Consider the following 14636-nt stretch of genomic DNA (forward strand, 5'->3'; position numbering starts at 1 on the left):
CGCTCCTGCGTGGCAGAACCTGACGCTCTTCCCTCAGAGAGTATGTCAAACTGATCCAGGACCAGAGCAGCGCCAATTTTGGTCGTTGACTCTGGCGCCAACCCTCCCTGACCCAACCGCGATCGCTCAGCAAAGGAAGCAAACGCATGGCACACATCATTGCCACCGTTAACATGAAAGGCGGCGTCGGCAAAACCACGCTCACGGTCAACCTTGCTACCTGTCTTGCCAAGAATCACGGCAAGCGCGTTTTGGTGGTTGATTTGGACACCCAGATCAGCGCCACGCTGAGTATGATTCCTCCCCAAGAATTCTCGAAGCTGCGCAAGGGCCGCCGCACCCTCAAGCAGCTGATCCAAGAGGTGGTGCAGCCGACGCCAGTTTCCCAGAGCCCCGCCCTCGAGAGCCGCTCAGTCCTGACGGTCAATGACACCATCCACCCCTACGTGGCCACGGTCAAGGGCCTTGATCTCCTACCGGGCGACATCGACCTATATGACGACTTCTTGATTTCGCGGACGCTCCACCACAAGACTGTTCGGGATGCCCACGACAACTTCGAGCAGGCCTGGAACACCCTTGAGCAGCAGTTGCTGCACGAGATTCTCAAGCCCGTGATCAAGGACTACGATTTCATCATTTTGGACTGTGCACCGGGCTACAACTTGCTGACCCGCAGCGCCCTGGTGAGCAGCGATTTTTATCTGCTGCCGGCGCGGCCTGAGCCCCTGTCGCTGATCGGGATCCAGCTCCTAGAGCGGCGCATCGAGAAGCTGCGCGAGGCCCACCAGGAGCTCGGCCACGCCATCAAGATCAAGCTGCTGGGAGTCGTTTTCACGCTGTCGGGGAACCTGATCACGGGGCGCTACTACCAGCAAGTGATGCGGCGGGTGACGGAGGAGTTCACCACAGACAAGATCTTCGGGACGCGAATTCCCGTTGATGTGAGCGTGTCCAAGGCGGTGGATGGGTTTACGCCAGTGGTGATTTCCAATCCCCAGTCGGCGGGGGCGCGGGCCTTTACGAAGCTGGGCCAAGAGTTCTTGGCGAAGATGGCAACGGCAACCGGAGAGCGGCGATCGCCCACCAAAGTGGACTTCCAAGACTTCGAATAAGACCCGATCGCCCCACGCCCTATAGCGTGATCACGCTGCGGATCGACTCGCCCCGGTGCATCAGGTCAAAGGCGTCGTTGATTTGATCCAGGGGCATGGTGTGGGTGACCAGCGAGTCGATGTCGATCTTGCCGTTCATGTACCAGTCGACGATTTTGGGCACGTCGGTGCGGCCCTTGGCGCCCCCGAAGGCGGTCCCCTTCCAGACGCGGCCCGTCACCAGCTGGAAAGGCCGGGTGCTGATTTCCTGGCCCGCTCCGGCGACGCCGATGATCACGCTGACGCCCCAGCCCTTGTGGCAGCACTCGAGGGCCTGGCGCATCACGTTCACGTTGCCGATGCACTCAAAGCTATAGTCCGCGCCGCCCTTGGTCAGGTCGACCAAGTAAGGAACGAGATCTCCTTCGACCTCTGAGGGGTTGACGAAGTGGGTCATGCCAAACTTTTCGGCTAGGGGCCGCTTGGCGGGGTTGAGGTCGACGCCGACGATCATGTTGGCTCCCACCATGCGGGCCGCCTGGATCACGTTCAGGCCGATGCCCCCCAGCCCGAAGACGACGACGTTGGCGCCGGGCTCGACCTTAGCGGTGTTGATGACGGCGCCGATGCCTGTGGTGACGCCGCAGCCAATCAGGCAGACTTTGTCAAAGGGAGCGTCTTCGCGGATTTTGGCGAGGGCGATTTCGGGCAGGACCGTGTGGCTCGCAAAGGTCGAGGTGCCCATGTAGTGGTGGATTTTTTGCTTGCCGACGGAGAAGCGGCTGGTGCCGTCGGGCATCAGGCCTTTGCCCTGGGTGGTGCGGATGGCTTGGCAAAGGTTGGTTTTGCCGCTGAGGCAGTATTCGCAGTTGCGGCACTCAGGGGTGTAGAGGGGAATGACGTGATCGCCAGGTTTCAGGCTTTTGACGCCGGGGCCGACTTCGACGACGACGCCTGCGCCTTCGTGGCCGAGGATGGCGGGGAAGAGGCCCTCAGGATCTGCCCCCGAAAGGGTGTAGGCGTCGGTGTGGCAGACGCCGGTGGCTTTGAGCTCGACGAGGACTTCGCCTTCTTTGGGGCCTTCGAGGTGGACGGTCTCGATGGTGAGGGGTTTACCGGGTTCGTAGGCGACAGCGGCTCTGATTTCCATGGGGTTTCTCAATCATTTCTAGGGCAAGGGCCGTTAGAATTATCGGCCCCAACGGCGATCGCAGCATCGAAAGGCTTTATTAAAAGTGCTGGTAACAGCTTATTTCCTCTTATTTGCGATCAGTCCGACGGATACGGCAAGCAAGAAGGGTCAAAAAATTCTCTGTTTTTTGGAGTCAACGTAAAGATTCGACAATAATGGCGGTTGCCAAAAAGAAGAAGACGATTGCAGCTATTCGCAAAAGAATTGATGCGATCGCAGGCAACAAAAAATTTAAAGCATCAGCTCTACCAAACAAGGCAGAAATTAACAGAGCGATCGCCAATCCATAGCACAAGAGAAGAAAGAGCTGGAGCACTTTCCAGGCTATTCTCAAGGCAGGCTTATAATCCTCACGCATAAGAATCATCTCCGAACAAGGGAGGAAAGCCTCTTCAGAGAGAAGAGGCTTATAAGTTGAGAAAGGAATCTAGTTACGGTTCAAAGCGAATTGGCAATGCCACATTCATCTTTTCTCCTGTTTCTTGATCTAGGGCAACTCCCAGCCTATAGAGTTGGTGGGGTGTAGGTTCTTGAGCCTCCTTTCGACTTTGCGTGATAGTAGGCAGGATCGTCAGCAATTTATAGCGACCATCAGTGCTCACTTTGCTATATTGAATTGCTGACCCTTCTAGCTGATGGCGATTCACAGTAATGGGCAATGAGTCCATCACCTGAAAGGCTGTTCCATCTACCACAATTGGCTCGTTGCGATCAATCACAGGAGCAATTTCAAGGTTTTGGGCAAAGGCAGATGGGGCTGAGAGGAAGAATGAAACGGCCAAGGATGCTTTGAGTGCTTGAGAGAAAGAAGCGTGGCACTTCATAATTAGTCCTTTTTAGGTCGAGGTTTAGATATTTGTGTTGAAGCAGCAAGCTATTGCATGCGCTTCTGAAGAAAAAATATGAGATTAGCCTGTAACTTTTGGTAATAGAAAATAACTTAAAAAGCATCCAAAAGTGTGAACCAGTATTCGTATCAGCTCGGCAAAGATGTGCTTAAATGTGTAAAAAATCACATCTGCTGAAGAGAGAATTTAACTCTGGTGCTCTATGACTGATGAGGAAGCAATACAGCTTGTTGATTCTGTTTTGGGCGAAAAGCACCTAAACGATATTCAAGAGCAGGTTTTTCGGCAGTGCTGGGAAGGGCTAAAGTATCCGGAAATCGCCATAGAGCTAGGTTACGACCACGCCTACTTGCGCAGAGTTGGCTGTGAGCTGTGGCGGCTACTCTCAGAGGGCTTTGGAGAGAAGGTCACAAAAAGTAACTTCCGAGCAGTCCTGAGACGGCATGCAGCAAATAGTGCTTGGGCTGGAGGGAAAACCGCTCAAGAGCCAAAATCCATCATTCAAGAGTCTGTGAGCACAGACCCCAATTTCGTCGGACGGGAAGGGGCGATCGCTCAAATCACCTCATTAGCAAGCCAAGGGGCAAAAATCATTACGATCTGTGCGCCGGGTGGTGTGGGAAAAACAACGCTGGCTTGGCAGTATCTGAATACCCATGGCTTCGACACAATTTTAGAAATCTGGATGGCGAAGGAAATCCAGAGCATTAACTCCGTAGAGAGCGAGGTAGAGCGCTGGATTCAGCAAAATTTTGGAGAGGAGCCTGGACGAGACTTTGGGGTCAATCTAGAGCGACTACGACAAAAGCTGCGTGCCCCAAACCAGCGCATTGGCATTTTGATCGACAACTTGGAGCCTGCCCTCGATAAAAATGGCAGATTCATTGAAAATCGTCGGCCTTACGTTGATCTACTGCGGGTGTTGGCTGATCCAGGAGCGCGATCGCTCACCCTGATTACTAGTCGCGAGCGCTTGTGTGAACCATCTGTCGAAATTAGAGACTATCGCTTAGAAGGACTCGACGAAACCACATGGCAAGAGTTTTTTAGCAGTCGTGATATTAAAACCAATACATCTGCTTTAAAGGAAATGCATCATGCCTATGGCGGCAATGCCAAAGCAATGCAAATTCTTAGTAGTGCCATTCAAATTGACTTTGATGGCAATTTAGAAAATTTTTGGCAGCTTAATCAAGCCAATTTGTTGCTTAATCCAACTTTGGAAAACTTAGTTTCCGAACAATTTAATCGCTTACAAGAAATTTATCCAGAAACATATAAATTACTTTATCGCTTAGGATGCTTTCGTTATCAAGATATACCTACCATCTCAATAGATGCTGTTATCCATTTACTCTGGGACATAGAAGAGTCACAGAAAAAGAGAGTGCTTCAAGATCTACAATCTCGTGCTTTGATTGAGACGAAGAATTATGAGTATTGGCTACATCCAGTGATTAGATCAGAAGCAATCAGAAGATTGAGAACCAAAGAAGAATGGATGGAAGTCAACTGTAGAGCATCAAATTTTTGGACAAAAAGCATTTTGTCAGTTGAATCTACAAAAGATGCATTAATTGCTCTTGAGGCTTATTATCACTATCTTGAGATCAACGATTTTGAGAAAGCATGTATTGTTCTCACAACTGAGAGAAATAATAAATTATCGAAAAGATCGCCTCTTGGCATTTCCTTGTGTAGGCTTGGATTAATAAAACAAATAAATTCTTTAATTCACAAAATAAAAGGAGAGATAAATTTTGGATATCATAAGAGCAAGATATACAATATATTGGGTGATTCAACATGGATGCTAGGCAGCATCCATGAAGCAATAGAATATCATCAAATGTCAGGAGAGATAGCTAAAATATATTTAAATAATTCATCAAGTCTAGAACATGAAATTGAGCTAAAAACTTATGGATTAAAGCTGACCTCTCTCATTAATATAGGTTTATGTAAGATAGACTTATGGGAATTAGAAGAGGCCATAAATTACTTTGAAAAATGTCTTTCACTTGTGGATAATTTTAATTATCGCAAAGAGAGATATACAGAGACATCTTTCTTCTGCTTAGCATTTCTAAATTCATGCATCAGCGCTAAAGATAAATCATTATATTTTTTAAATAAGGTTCAAGCAGAAGAAACAAATTTATCAGAATGGGCCACAGGATATAAATTTATATATCTAAGCTTAACCTATAAAAATTTAGGATATACCCAAAAGGCGCTAGAAGGTTATCAAAATGCTATTTTCTTTGCCGACGAAAATATTTATCCTCAAGTCAAAGCAAAATCTTTAATTGGATTATCAGAAATTTATCGTCAGAATCAAAAATTTTTAGAGGCCATCAATAGCCATTTAGAGTCCATTCAAATTCTAGAGTTTATTGGAGCCAAATGCGATTTGGGCGAAGCTTATTATCAGCTTGGTTTAACGTATCAAGGCATGGGCAAAATCACAAAAGGGCTGGAATATCGTGATAAAGCAATTAAGATATTTAAGGAAATGGGAGCACCAAGGCAAGTAGAGCGGGTGATATTGGCCTTCAAGGATGCAGAGAAGCAGAAGTAGAATTAGGTGACGTGCTTAGATAGTAGTCTATGACTTGTTATTAACAGTAGGTAAAGTTAAGGTTCCATAGGACCGCTCAAAAAAGGCAGGTCTTACCAGATGGATAGCAAGGATAGTGTGGTACAGCGCCAGACGGCTCAGTCGAGATCGACATATCAAGCTCCAAGAGTAAATGCTCAACACCTAGAAGTAATCTTGCAAAGATCTGTCACACGAAGGCAGCAAAAGCTGCTGAAATGTAAGATTTTTGGGAAAATAGTGGCAAACCTCTCAAGGCTTTAAAAATGGACCTTATTCGAATTATTTGCGCGATTTTCCTGCCGCCGCTGGGCGTTTTTCTACAGGTCGGCATTGGCCCTCAGTTCTGGATCAACATTTTGCTGACGCTGTTTGGCTATATTCCCGGAATTGTTCATGCTATTTGGGTAATCGCTAAGAAATAGAGAACCATCTCAATAAGAAATAGAGAACCATCTCAATTTCTAAAACGCTTCCTCAAATTTTCAGAACTACTTTTACCCCGCTTTTTCTAATTGCTAGAGCGGGGCTTTTGCTGGGAGTTCGATCACGAGATCTCGCAGGAAATAAAAGCGATCGCCCTCTCGACCCACATATCCCGCCAGAGGCGACGAAAGCTCAATCAACAGCTCATAAACTTGCTGATCGTTTAACGGGCGGCCTGTTTCCCTCGCGAAGGCAGCGTTGTAATGGGCCTTTACTTCTAAAGCTGGAAAGGCTTTTTTCTCGAATTTTTCTAGTTCTTTGATAGAGGCAACTATGTGCGATCGCAATTGAAGCCGCTCTAGAATTTCATTAATATAGGCCTGAATTGCTTCATCGCTTTGGCCAAAATTCAATTTATTTTTTAGCTCAACCAAGTTGACTGAGCCAGGATAGTTTTGATGAAGCTTGACCAACTGCTGTAGAGACATGGGATGAATAATTGAAATCTTAGAAATAAGGGCTGATTGCTTTAGGTTTTTTGTTGGCTTACCAGGCCCAATGATCAGCCGAACAGCCTCTAAATATCGCCCCTCTAAGTGGCGCTTACCAATTCGATCAAGCTCTTCAGCCGTTTGATCGGGAATGGTTTTACCAGATTTGCACTCCACCGCCATGGGATAGGGAGCAGAGCAGAACAGATCCAGTCCTCCAGCACCACCCCGATAGGCTTCATCGAGCCGGAAGCCCAAAAAATCTAGACTCTGTCGGACAATATTTTCAAAGTCAGTACCTGCCTGGTAGTTACTTTTTTTCTGCTTATTTTCGAGGCTGCGATCGCCCAACGCGACGATGAGATCTGCCCAGTTTTCTTCTGGGCTTGCTGGCGATTGCTCAAGCGGAGACCAGCCCAGGAAATCACGAATTTTGATAATTAGCGAATCTGTTTCTGAGGCCACTGATTGAGTGGTCATCAGAGCGTCGTGAATCCCTGCGATCGCCGTGTGGTCTGGTTGCGATCGCTCTTTGATACGCTGGCAACGCTCCGCAAAAGCCTCTTGAGATAAAACGCTCTGGCTTTCGTCGATTTTGATGGGATGTGCTAGAGGTACGAACTTTCCATTTTTTGTTTCATTGACTTCATAGCGATCTGGCGATCGAAACAGGCGTAAATAAGCCCAGAAAACAGGTTTTAGGTTCGCCAGGCGGGCTTGAAATTCAGTCTGGTTCCAAGCAGTCCAGGCAAAAAGTTGGTGAGCCCCAATCTCCGCAGGGTCGACCACTTGGCACGCATCACACTGCGCCCACAAATGCCCCACCGACTCAGCCTGAAACTTCTTGAATTCAGCGCTTTGCGCCATTGCCAAAAGACCGGGCTGATACCCATTTGCCTGGTCGAAATCTGGTATCTCTTGGCTAACTGGATGAATCGCAAAGCATCTGCCTGGACTAATAAAAATTCCAGGCAGAGCAACGATTATACGGCCCTGAGCAAGGGAAAAAATTTCCAATAGTGGTAGACACAGGGCTGAATCAATGGAAGGCATTTAGGATGCTACTAACTAGATAAACGTCAAACCCGAGTCATCAGACTCATCCGAATCGTCACTGCTAGGGAAACTGATAAGCATTTCATCCGGTGATAAACCCTCAGGCAACTCACCCGATGGCTTGCTCATAATTTCTTTAATCAAGGGATTCTTTTCAAGAGTTTGATTCTGCTCAAGAAACGCTTTTAGTTCTTCTGGCAGCACTTCGTATTCAGCAGCTGAGTTTCTAATCAAGCAGGCTGCCACTAGGGGCTTTAAGTCTTGCTCTTGTAGCGAAACCCACTCACCTCCTAATTCATAGCGAAGCTTTTGAACAATAGCGTAAGCAGACCAGCTTGAATTAATTTCCTTCGATCGCAATAGACAACCTCGGGTCAAGCCAAACTTTTCATAATTTATCAGCCTTTTCAAACCTGCTGTTACAGATTGCCAGCTAGACTCTTGGCGGATTGAAATGCCAATGACAATCTTTTGTCCCTCTTCTTCTCCGACAATCTTGAAGTTGATGTATCCGTTGTTTTCTTTAGCAGGCTCTACTTTCTCGACGTCAGTAATTTTCACCCCTTCAATTGTCTTACTCACAAGCTCTGAGAATGAAAAACGTAAAGCTTCATCTAACAAATCAACATCATCTAACAGATCGACTTTTTGGTCATTTATCAACTTAGTGAAGATGTCTTCAACCTTTGTTTTTTCTATCAAAGGATCAGGTTCAACAATGATATCAGGAGAAATATGCCAGTTTTGCTGACACCATTTCAGCATTTTTCGAACAGTGGGTCGCTCTTGTCCAATCTCTCTGAGTTGAGATTCTTCGAAAGGGAAAAGAGGGGTAGGAGGATTGATACCTTTCTCGGCATAAAACTCTTGCAGCCAAAGTTTGACTAGATCAACGACAGAGTTTTCATTTAGGTAGTTCAGACGAATGATATCTCCATGAGAGGAAACGCGATCGGCGATTCCAGAGCCTGTACTTAAGGCCAGGATTTGCTCTTTCCAAGTTGCAGGCATCATGACGGTCAGAATGATGCCCTTAGTCAAGTTATCGAAGAGATCTTTTACAAGCTGACTTACAATTTGAGCTTTGGAGTATCCACTATCATCACAGCCTGTACCGTCAATTTCATCAAAACAAATAACTAGTTCTCGATAATGGCCAATAAAATCGATCAGTTGACGCACTACATCGAAGGTTTGCTGTTCTCTCTCCTCTCTATCAAGATTGGGCAAAACTAGGCGATCAGCGATTTTCTCAGCTAGATCTTTACCGGAAAGCCACTTCATCGCGTAGGAGCAATCATTTGACAATGTCAAAAGGATCGCGCGAATAATATCTGGATCAAGACCCTGAAGACCGAGCTGCCTTGCTGCCGTAACCAAGTTATCCAAAAGAGATGGATTCTTTGGTATTGTTTTCGAAAACATTTCGAAAACCTTTGGATATGTCTCTGGCAATTTAACTTTAGGGTATTTAACTCTGCAAATATCCTTTAGGAGCAGAACTGCTAATTCTTGCCATTGAGAGACCTCCTCGCTACCAGTTTGCATCAAGCTCTCTGAGAGAATTTGTTGAAACTGATATTTAATTCGACTTAAGTCACTGAATTTACCAAAAGATGCATAAACAAAGATTGTCCCCCCCTGCTTTTGAATTTGATGGTGAATGCGGCTGATTACATGGCTTTTGCCAACACCTGGTTCAGCCGAAAACACGATAGAAGTTTTAGCGCATTGGCCATTTCTGCTGTTTTCGATAGCTTTTAGAACTGCGTCAGACGCGTGGGCGTTGTGAGACTGTAAGTCTGGAAATCCTTTGCCCCAGACATCTTGATTGGTGACAACTGGCGATCGACTGAAAGGGTTGGCAGATTTGAGGACACAAATCATCTCAGCCGAGAGGGTATTAGCGTTCATTACTATCCAAAAGCAGAGGGTTGACAGGAGCGATTAGTAGAGGCGTTGCACGTAGAGTCTTAGGCCGCTGAGCTTGGTACTGATGGAGTCTTCGACCTTGTCCGGGGTGAGGTCGAGCATTTCTCCGCCCACCAGCTGGAAGAGGTCCTCGGTTTGCATTTTGAGCACCCACTCGTTGAAGTCAGAGCGAGAGACGCGATCGCCCATTTCGCGGCGGAGGCGGTAGATGGGGACGAGGTCCTCTAGGTTGTAGTCGCGGTTGAGGCGATCGTAGGTTTCGAGAGCTGCCTGCTTGAAGGCGTCGTAGGAGGCGATCGCGTCGACCGGGGTCTGGGCAGCCGCTGGGCTCGCGCCAGCTTCGCGGATCAGCTGTAGCAGCGTATTGGCCGTGTTTTTGCCGACCTGGGCCGAAAAGGAGAAGTTGGAGCGCAAACTGGCCAGCAGCGCGTCGCGAACCACGTCGCGTTGAGGCGTGAGCTTGCGCTTCTGGACATCAACAAAGGCGATCGCGCTTTTTTTCTCTAGTTCGTCGATAAATTTTTGATAGTCGCCAGATTTCTCACCTTTTCTGACAATTTTTCGATTCAGATCGCCGCGCTTTACCTCGGGATTTGCCGTGCCCAATTCCCAGAGCGCCAACAGCAGACGCACCTTGGCATCAACATCTGAGCCTTTCAGAGCCATAGAAATCAATCCTGGATAGATAACGGTTTGGAACGAGGTTCACTAACCAGAATTCCCGCAGCAGTAGCCCGGTTATCAGCGATAGAAAGAAAAGTTTGTATTTAAGTTAAATTGACAAAGTTGAGCGATCGCACTCTGATTCAGGAAGCGATCGCTCACCGACAGAAATTCCTACAATAAAAGGGCAGCGTTGGCGAAATTCAGGATGAAAATCATTTTCAAGCGCATCTTTGCTTTCACCGCAGCCCTGATTCTCGGATTTTTCGGCGCAAGCGGCTTGTTTTCGGGGCAGGCGGCGATCGCCGCTCCCGTCGTGGCCAAAGCCATTATTCAAGGCACCTCCGAATCGGGCGATGTGACCGGTGAAGCCTGGTTTCGCGAAACGGCCAGCGGCCTGGAAATTCGGGCTGTCCTGGACAACGCGCCCGATGGCAAGCACGGCTTTCACATTCACGAGTTTGGGAGCTGCGCCAAGCGGGGCACCGCCGCAGGCGGCCACTACAACCCCGACGGCGTGAAGCACGGCTACTTGCCCAAGGACGGCTTCCAGAATGCCCACGCGGGCGACCTGGGCAACATCGAGGTCAACCAAAAAGGCGAGGCCACCTATGAGGTGACCGTGCCCGGTCTGGCCCTCAGCTCTGGCCCCTACGCGATCGCCGGTCGCGCCCTGATTATTCACGCTGATGAAGACGACTTTGGCCAGCCTGTCGGCAATGCGGGCGATCGCATCGGCTGCGGCACCATTGTGATCAGCAGCCCCGACGCAGCCTAGAGCGCGATCGCGTTTTTCCCTGGAGGCAGATCGCGATCCAGTTCATAATGCTCTTTGTGCTAACCGCGATCGCGCCGATTTTGCGGGCCGTTTCGCCTGACTCCCAGGCCCAGCGCCGCAGCCTCGAAGGGCGATCGCCCACCCAATCCCACGCTTACCTCCTCGCCCACCATGCTGAGAGCCGGAATTGTTGGCCTGCCCAACGTCGGAAAATCAACTCTGTTCAATGCCCTGGTTGCCAACGCCAAAGCCCAAGCAGCCAACTTCCCCTTCTGCACCATCGAGCCCAACGTCGGCGTCGTCGCCGTGCCCGATGAGCGGCTCGCAGTCCTCGCCAAAATTTCCGCCTCCGAGCAGATCGTCCCCACCCGCGTCGAGTTTGTGGACATCGCCGGCCTGGTCAAAGGCGCGAGCAAAGGGGAAGGCCTCGGAAACCAGTTTTTGGCCAATATCCGCGAAGTAGACGCTATCGTCCACGTCGTGCGCTGCTTTGACGATGACGACATCATTCACGTGGCAGGCTCGGTCGATCCGGTCCGCGACATCGAGGTCATCAACCTAGAGCTGGCCCTCGCCGACCTCAGCCAAGTGGAGCGCCGCATCGATCGCATCCGCAAGCAGGCCCGCAGCAGCAAAGAGGCCCAAACCGAGCTGACCATTCTCGAAAAGATCGCCGCCGTCCTCAACGAAGGCAAAGCGGCCCGCCACGTGGAGCTGCATCCCGAGGAAGAAGAGCCCCTGATCCGCGCCCTGGGTCTGCTCACCCGTAAGCCGATCATTTACGCTGCGAACGTCGCCGAAGATGACCTCGCCAGCGGCAATGAGTGGGTGGAGCAGGTGCGGGCGATCGCCGGTCAAGAAAACGCCCAAGTCGTCATCGTATCGGCCCAGGTCGAGTCCGAGCTGGTGGAAATCCCCATCGAAGAGCGCGCCGACTTCCTCGAATCCCTCGGCGTCAGCGAAGGCGGCCTCCAGTCCCTAATCCGCGCGACCTACGAGCTGCTGGGCCTGCGCACCTACTTCACCACCGGCCCCAAGGAAACGCGCGCCTGGACCATCCACGCTGGCATGACCGCGCCCCAGGCCGCCGGCGTCATCCACACCGACTTTGAGCGCGGCTTTATCCGAGCGGAAACCGTCGCCTACAGCGACCTGGTGAGCAGTGGCGCAATGGCCGGGGCCAAAGAAAAGGGCCTCGTGCGCAGCGAAGGCAAAGAGTACGTCGTGCAAGAAGGCGACGTCATGCTGTTCCGGTTCAACGTTTAGAGTCCCGCCTCCCATGAGCACCTCAACCGATCGGCTCCAAAGCTACGACCCCAGCGGTATCGGCGTTGATAATGGCAATCTCTACGGGCTGCCCTTTGACTACGACAGCGCCCAAACCATCGTGTTTGGGGTGCCCTGGGAGGTGACGGTTTCCTACGGCGCAGGCACGGCCCAAGGCCCCAGGGCGGTCCTGGAGGCCTCGCGCCAGCTCGATCTGTACGATTTCGACCATCCGGAGGGCTGGCGCAGCGGCATCTTTATGCAGGAGATTCCGGCGGCGATCGCCCACCAGAGCGACACCCTCCGTCAGCAGGCGGCCCGGATCATCGACCACCTCGAACAGGGCCAGCCCCTCGAGAGCGACCCCGCGCTGGTACAGCTCCTCCAGCAGATCAATCAAGCCTGCGAGGGGATGAATCAGTGGCTCTATGGGGAAACCAAACGGGCGATCGCGGGCGGCAAGCGAGTGGGAGTGATCGGCGGCGATCACAGCGTGCCCCTGGGCTATCTGCGCGCCCTGGCCGAGCACCATTCTGACTTTGGGATTTTGCACATCGACGCCCACGCCGACCTGCGGGACGCCTACGAAGGCTTCCAGTACTCCCACGCCTCGATCATGTTCAATGCCCTCCAGATTCCCCAGATTTCCAAGCTGGTTCAGGTGGGGATTCGGGATGTGTGCCACGACGAAGTGCAGCGAGTGCAGCAGTCCGGCGATCGCATCGTCAGCTACTACGATCCCCTGCTCAAGTCCAAGGGCTACGCTGGCATCCCCTGGCGCGACCTGTGCCGAGACATCGTCGCTGAGCTACCCCAAAAGGTCTACGTCAGCTTCGATGTGGACGGCCTCGACCCCAAGCTCTGTCCCCACACCGGCACTCCAGTCCCCGGCGGCCTCGAGCTAGAGGAGGCCTTTTGCCTGTTTCGGGAGCTGGTGCACAGCGATCGCCAGATTATCGGATTCGACGTTTGCGAAGTGGGCAACGACGAATGGGACGGCAACGTCGGTGCCCGAGCGGTTTACAAGCTCTGCAACCTCATGAGCCTGTCTCACACCAAAGCCTAATTGTCACAGCCGCATTCCTGCGAGCGGCGGCGCGCCTGAGTCTGGGCTATTGCAGCCCCAGTCGGGACTGGTGCAGCCAGCACCCCGCCCCCTCTACCAAGAACCAGGCGTCGCCTTTTTCGTCCACGGTGCGATCGGTGATTTCGACAAACGATCCACCACCAAAGGCCGTCACCACCTCGCCCCAGGGCCGACGACGACAGTTGCTGCCCTCACTCGCGGGACCAATCGTCTTGGCCATGCGCGGAAACACGTCAGCGTCATCAGCCAGATTGTCGTCCTCGTGATAAATGTTGTCCATGTCCGGCTCCGGCGTCTCTGCAACCGGGCCATCTTCGCCGTAGATGTTGTCCATATCCGGCTCTGGTGACTGGGGCGCGGAGTCGTCTTCACCGTAAATATTGTCCATGTCTGGCTCTGGCGTCTCAGCCACCGGACCATCTTCGCCGTAGATATTGTCCTGATCTGCCTCGGGGGTGGGCGACGGAGTTCTGTCTGTTGTCCGGTCGGCCGCTGGCCGCTGGGGCCGCGCGTCGCTCACTGACGGCGTCTTGGAGGCCTGGGGCGCTGCGGGCGCTTGAGCAACCGTTGTGGGTGACTCAGCGCGCGATCGCGCCATATCGGCATCTGCCCGCGACAGCAGCCCAATGCTGATTCCACCGATCGCCCCTGCTAGGATGGCCACACCAAGGAGCGATCGCACGATTTGTTGATTCATGGGGACCTCAGGGTTGGTACAAGGTTATTTCTGGACCTAGGAAATAACCACAGTCCTTCCTGCTGCGATCGCGGAAAATATAGCCCCAGCCAATTCAAAAACTGTCACGTTCCTCATCATTTCAATCCTAACAAAAGCCCGTTTCAATCTATTTTTCAGTGCTTTAATCAAAATTTCTCACTTAAGCAATTCCACAGGAGCCGCGTTAATAAATTTCTCTTAAAATCATCGTTTGAAAAACTCAGGATTTCTGGAAAAAACATGCATTGTTAGTAACACCTGAGATAAACAAATCAGTTTTAGCGTGGCTCTAGTCTTTAAGAATCTGCGGTATCTTAGATAGCCCTGCATCTAGCAGCTTCAAGCAAATTTTCCGGTGTGACCAAAAATTTTCTGACCGCATCCAGTGATACCCAAATTCCGGCTTTCAGACACCTCGGCTCTGCCTCTTTCGCAGCATCACCTCTAGACCCAAAACGCAAAAGCCCCGAAACCGTGCGGTTTCGG

General features: G+C 51.0%; 13 protein-coding genes. 7 read left to right on the plus strand and 6 right to left on the minus strand.

Annotated elements, in window-relative coordinates; all coding sequences use genetic code 11:
• The first annotated feature begins 146 nt into the window (after nucleotides 1-146).
• Nucleotides 147-1115, plus strand: coding sequence for a ParA family protein (locus GEI7407_RS17175; RefSeq protein WP_015173481.1), 969 nt, complete (start codon nucleotides 147-149; stop codon nucleotides 1113-1115).
• A gap of 19 nt (nucleotides 1116-1134) precedes the next feature.
• On the opposite strand, the gene GEI7407_RS17180 is transcribed toward GEI7407_RS17175, so the two are convergent.
• Complete coding sequence (locus GEI7407_RS17180) at nucleotides 1135-2244, minus strand: S-(hydroxymethyl)glutathione dehydrogenase/class III alcohol dehydrogenase (protein WP_015173482.1); 1110 nt, start codon at nucleotides 2242-2244, stop codon at nucleotides 1135-1137.
• A gap of 197 nt (nucleotides 2245-2441) precedes the next feature.
• Between GEI7407_RS17180 and GEI7407_RS21840 the strand changes: the two genes are divergently transcribed.
• On the plus strand, nucleotides 2442-2576 hold the full coding sequence (locus GEI7407_RS21840; protein WP_255347589.1) for a hypothetical protein: 135 nt from the start codon (nucleotides 2442-2444) through the stop codon (nucleotides 2574-2576).
• Nucleotides 2577-2717: 141 nt separating this feature from the next.
• Here the strand turns inward: GEI7407_RS21840 and GEI7407_RS17190 are convergent, their stop codons facing one another.
• Nucleotides 2718-3110: a hypothetical protein gene (locus GEI7407_RS17190; protein WP_015173484.1), complete on the minus strand. Its 393-nt coding sequence runs from the start codon at nucleotides 3108-3110 to the stop codon at nucleotides 2718-2720.
• A 226-nt stretch (nucleotides 3111-3336) separates the two neighbouring features.
• Here GEI7407_RS17190 and GEI7407_RS17195 point away from each other — a divergent pair, with 226 nt between their 5' ends.
• Together GEI7407_RS17195 and GEI7407_RS20445 are read left to right on the plus strand one after the other, a co-directional pair.
• Nucleotides 3337-5715, plus strand: a complete 2379-nt coding sequence (locus GEI7407_RS17195; protein ID WP_015173485.1) for a hypothetical protein — start codon at nucleotides 3337-3339, stop codon at nucleotides 5713-5715.
• A gap of 284 nt (nucleotides 5716-5999) precedes the next feature.
• Nucleotides 6000-6158: a YqaE/Pmp3 family membrane protein gene (locus GEI7407_RS20445; protein ID WP_015173486.1), complete on the plus strand. Its 159-nt coding sequence runs from the start codon at nucleotides 6000-6002 to the stop codon at nucleotides 6156-6158.
• Nucleotides 6159-6251: 93 nt separating this feature from the next.
• On the opposite strand, the gene GEI7407_RS17205 is transcribed toward GEI7407_RS20445, so the two are convergent.
• From GEI7407_RS17205 to GEI7407_RS17215, 3 genes are read right to left on the minus strand one after another with little or no spacing between them, the layout of a single operon-like run.
• The gene (locus GEI7407_RS17205) at nucleotides 6252-7703 is read right to left on the minus strand and encodes a DUF1802 family protein (RefSeq protein WP_041268512.1); all 1452 of its coding nucleotides are present in this window, start codon (nucleotides 7701-7703) and stop codon (nucleotides 6252-6254) included.
• A 15-nt stretch (nucleotides 7704-7718) separates the two neighbouring features.
• The gene (locus GEI7407_RS17210) at nucleotides 7719-9620 is read right to left on the minus strand and encodes an AAA family ATPase (RefSeq protein ID WP_015173488.1); all 1902 of its coding nucleotides are present in this window, start codon (nucleotides 9618-9620) and stop codon (nucleotides 7719-7721) included.
• A gap of 33 nt (nucleotides 9621-9653) precedes the next feature.
• The gene (locus GEI7407_RS17215; protein ID WP_015173489.1) at nucleotides 9654-10304 is read right to left on the minus strand and encodes a hypothetical protein; all 651 of its coding nucleotides are present in this window, start codon (nucleotides 10302-10304) and stop codon (nucleotides 9654-9656) included.
• 205 nt (nucleotides 10305-10509) lie between these two features.
• On the opposite strand from GEI7407_RS17215, the gene GEI7407_RS17220 reads away from it, so the two are divergent.
• The 3 genes from GEI7407_RS17220 (at nucleotide 10510) to GEI7407_RS17230 (ending at nucleotide 13411) form a co-directional block, all read left to right on the plus strand.
• The gene (locus tag GEI7407_RS17220; protein ID WP_015173490.1) at nucleotides 10510-11079 is read left to right on the plus strand and encodes a superoxide dismutase family protein; all 570 of its coding nucleotides are present in this window, start codon (nucleotides 10510-10512) and stop codon (nucleotides 11077-11079) included.
• Between the two features lie 171 nt (nucleotides 11080-11250).
• Nucleotides 11251-12345 (plus strand): redox-regulated ATPase YchF, encoded by a 1095-nt coding sequence (gene ychF, locus GEI7407_RS17225; RefSeq protein ID WP_015173491.1) that lies wholly within the window; start codon nucleotides 11251-11253, stop codon nucleotides 12343-12345.
• A 13-nt stretch (nucleotides 12346-12358) separates the two neighbouring features.
• The gene (locus tag GEI7407_RS17230) at nucleotides 12359-13411 is read left to right on the plus strand and encodes an agmatinase family protein (RefSeq protein WP_015173492.1); all 1053 of its coding nucleotides are present in this window, start codon (nucleotides 12359-12361) and stop codon (nucleotides 13409-13411) included.
• Between the two features lie 46 nt (nucleotides 13412-13457).
• Here the strand turns inward: GEI7407_RS17230 and GEI7407_RS19750 are convergent, their stop codons facing one another.
• Nucleotides 13458-14129, minus strand: coding sequence for a hypothetical protein (locus GEI7407_RS19750; protein ID WP_015173493.1), 672 nt, complete (start codon nucleotides 14127-14129; stop codon nucleotides 13458-13460).
• Between the last annotated feature and the right edge of the window lie 507 nt (nucleotides 14130-14636).

The organism is Geitlerinema sp. PCC 7407, assembly GCF_000317045.1.
Classification (GTDB): domain Bacteria; phylum Cyanobacteriota; class Cyanobacteriia; order PCC-7407; family PCC-7407; genus PCC-7407.

Excerpts from the sequence above, each read along its gene's own strand:
- GEI7407_RS21840 (WP_255347589.1), top strand. The coding sequence starts at position 2,442 with ATGGCGGTTGCCAAAAAGAAGAAGACGATTGCAGCTATTCGCAAAAGA.
- GEI7407_RS19750 (WP_015173493.1), bottom strand. The coding sequence starts at position 14,129 with ATGAATCAACAAATCGTGCGATCGCTCCTTGGTGTGGCCATCCTAGCA.
- GEI7407_RS17210 (WP_015173488.1), bottom strand. The coding sequence starts at position 9,620 with ATGAACGCTAATACCCTCTCGGCTGAGATGATTTGTGTCCTCAAATCT.
- GEI7407_RS17230 (WP_015173492.1), top strand. The coding sequence starts at position 12,359 with ATGAGCACCTCAACCGATCGGCTCCAAAGCTACGACCCCAGCGGTATC.
- GEI7407_RS17175 (WP_015173481.1), top strand. The coding sequence starts at position 147 with ATGGCACACATCATTGCCACCGTTAACATGAAAGGCGGCGTCGGCAAA.
- ychF (WP_015173491.1), top strand. The coding sequence starts at position 11,251 with ATGCTGAGAGCCGGAATTGTTGGCCTGCCCAACGTCGGAAAATCAACT.
- GEI7407_RS17195 (WP_015173485.1), top strand. The coding sequence starts at position 3,337 with ATGACTGATGAGGAAGCAATACAGCTTGTTGATTCTGTTTTGGGCGAA.
- GEI7407_RS17180 (WP_015173482.1), bottom strand. The coding sequence starts at position 2,244 with ATGGAAATCAGAGCCGCTGTCGCCTACGAACCCGGTAAACCCCTCACC.
- GEI7407_RS17220 (WP_015173490.1), top strand. The coding sequence starts at position 10,510 with ATGAAAATCATTTTCAAGCGCATCTTTGCTTTCACCGCAGCCCTGATT.
- GEI7407_RS17190 (WP_015173484.1), bottom strand. The coding sequence starts at position 3,110 with ATGAAGTGCCACGCTTCTTTCTCTCAAGCACTCAAAGCATCCTTGGCC.
- GEI7407_RS17215 (WP_015173489.1), bottom strand. The coding sequence starts at position 10,304 with ATGGCTCTGAAAGGCTCAGATGTTGATGCCAAGGTGCGTCTGCTGTTG.
- GEI7407_RS20445 (WP_015173486.1), top strand. The coding sequence starts at position 6,000 with ATGGACCTTATTCGAATTATTTGCGCGATTTTCCTGCCGCCGCTGGGC.
- GEI7407_RS17205 (WP_041268512.1), bottom strand. The coding sequence starts at position 7,703 with ATGCCTTCCATTGATTCAGCCCTGTGTCTACCACTATTGGAAATTTTT.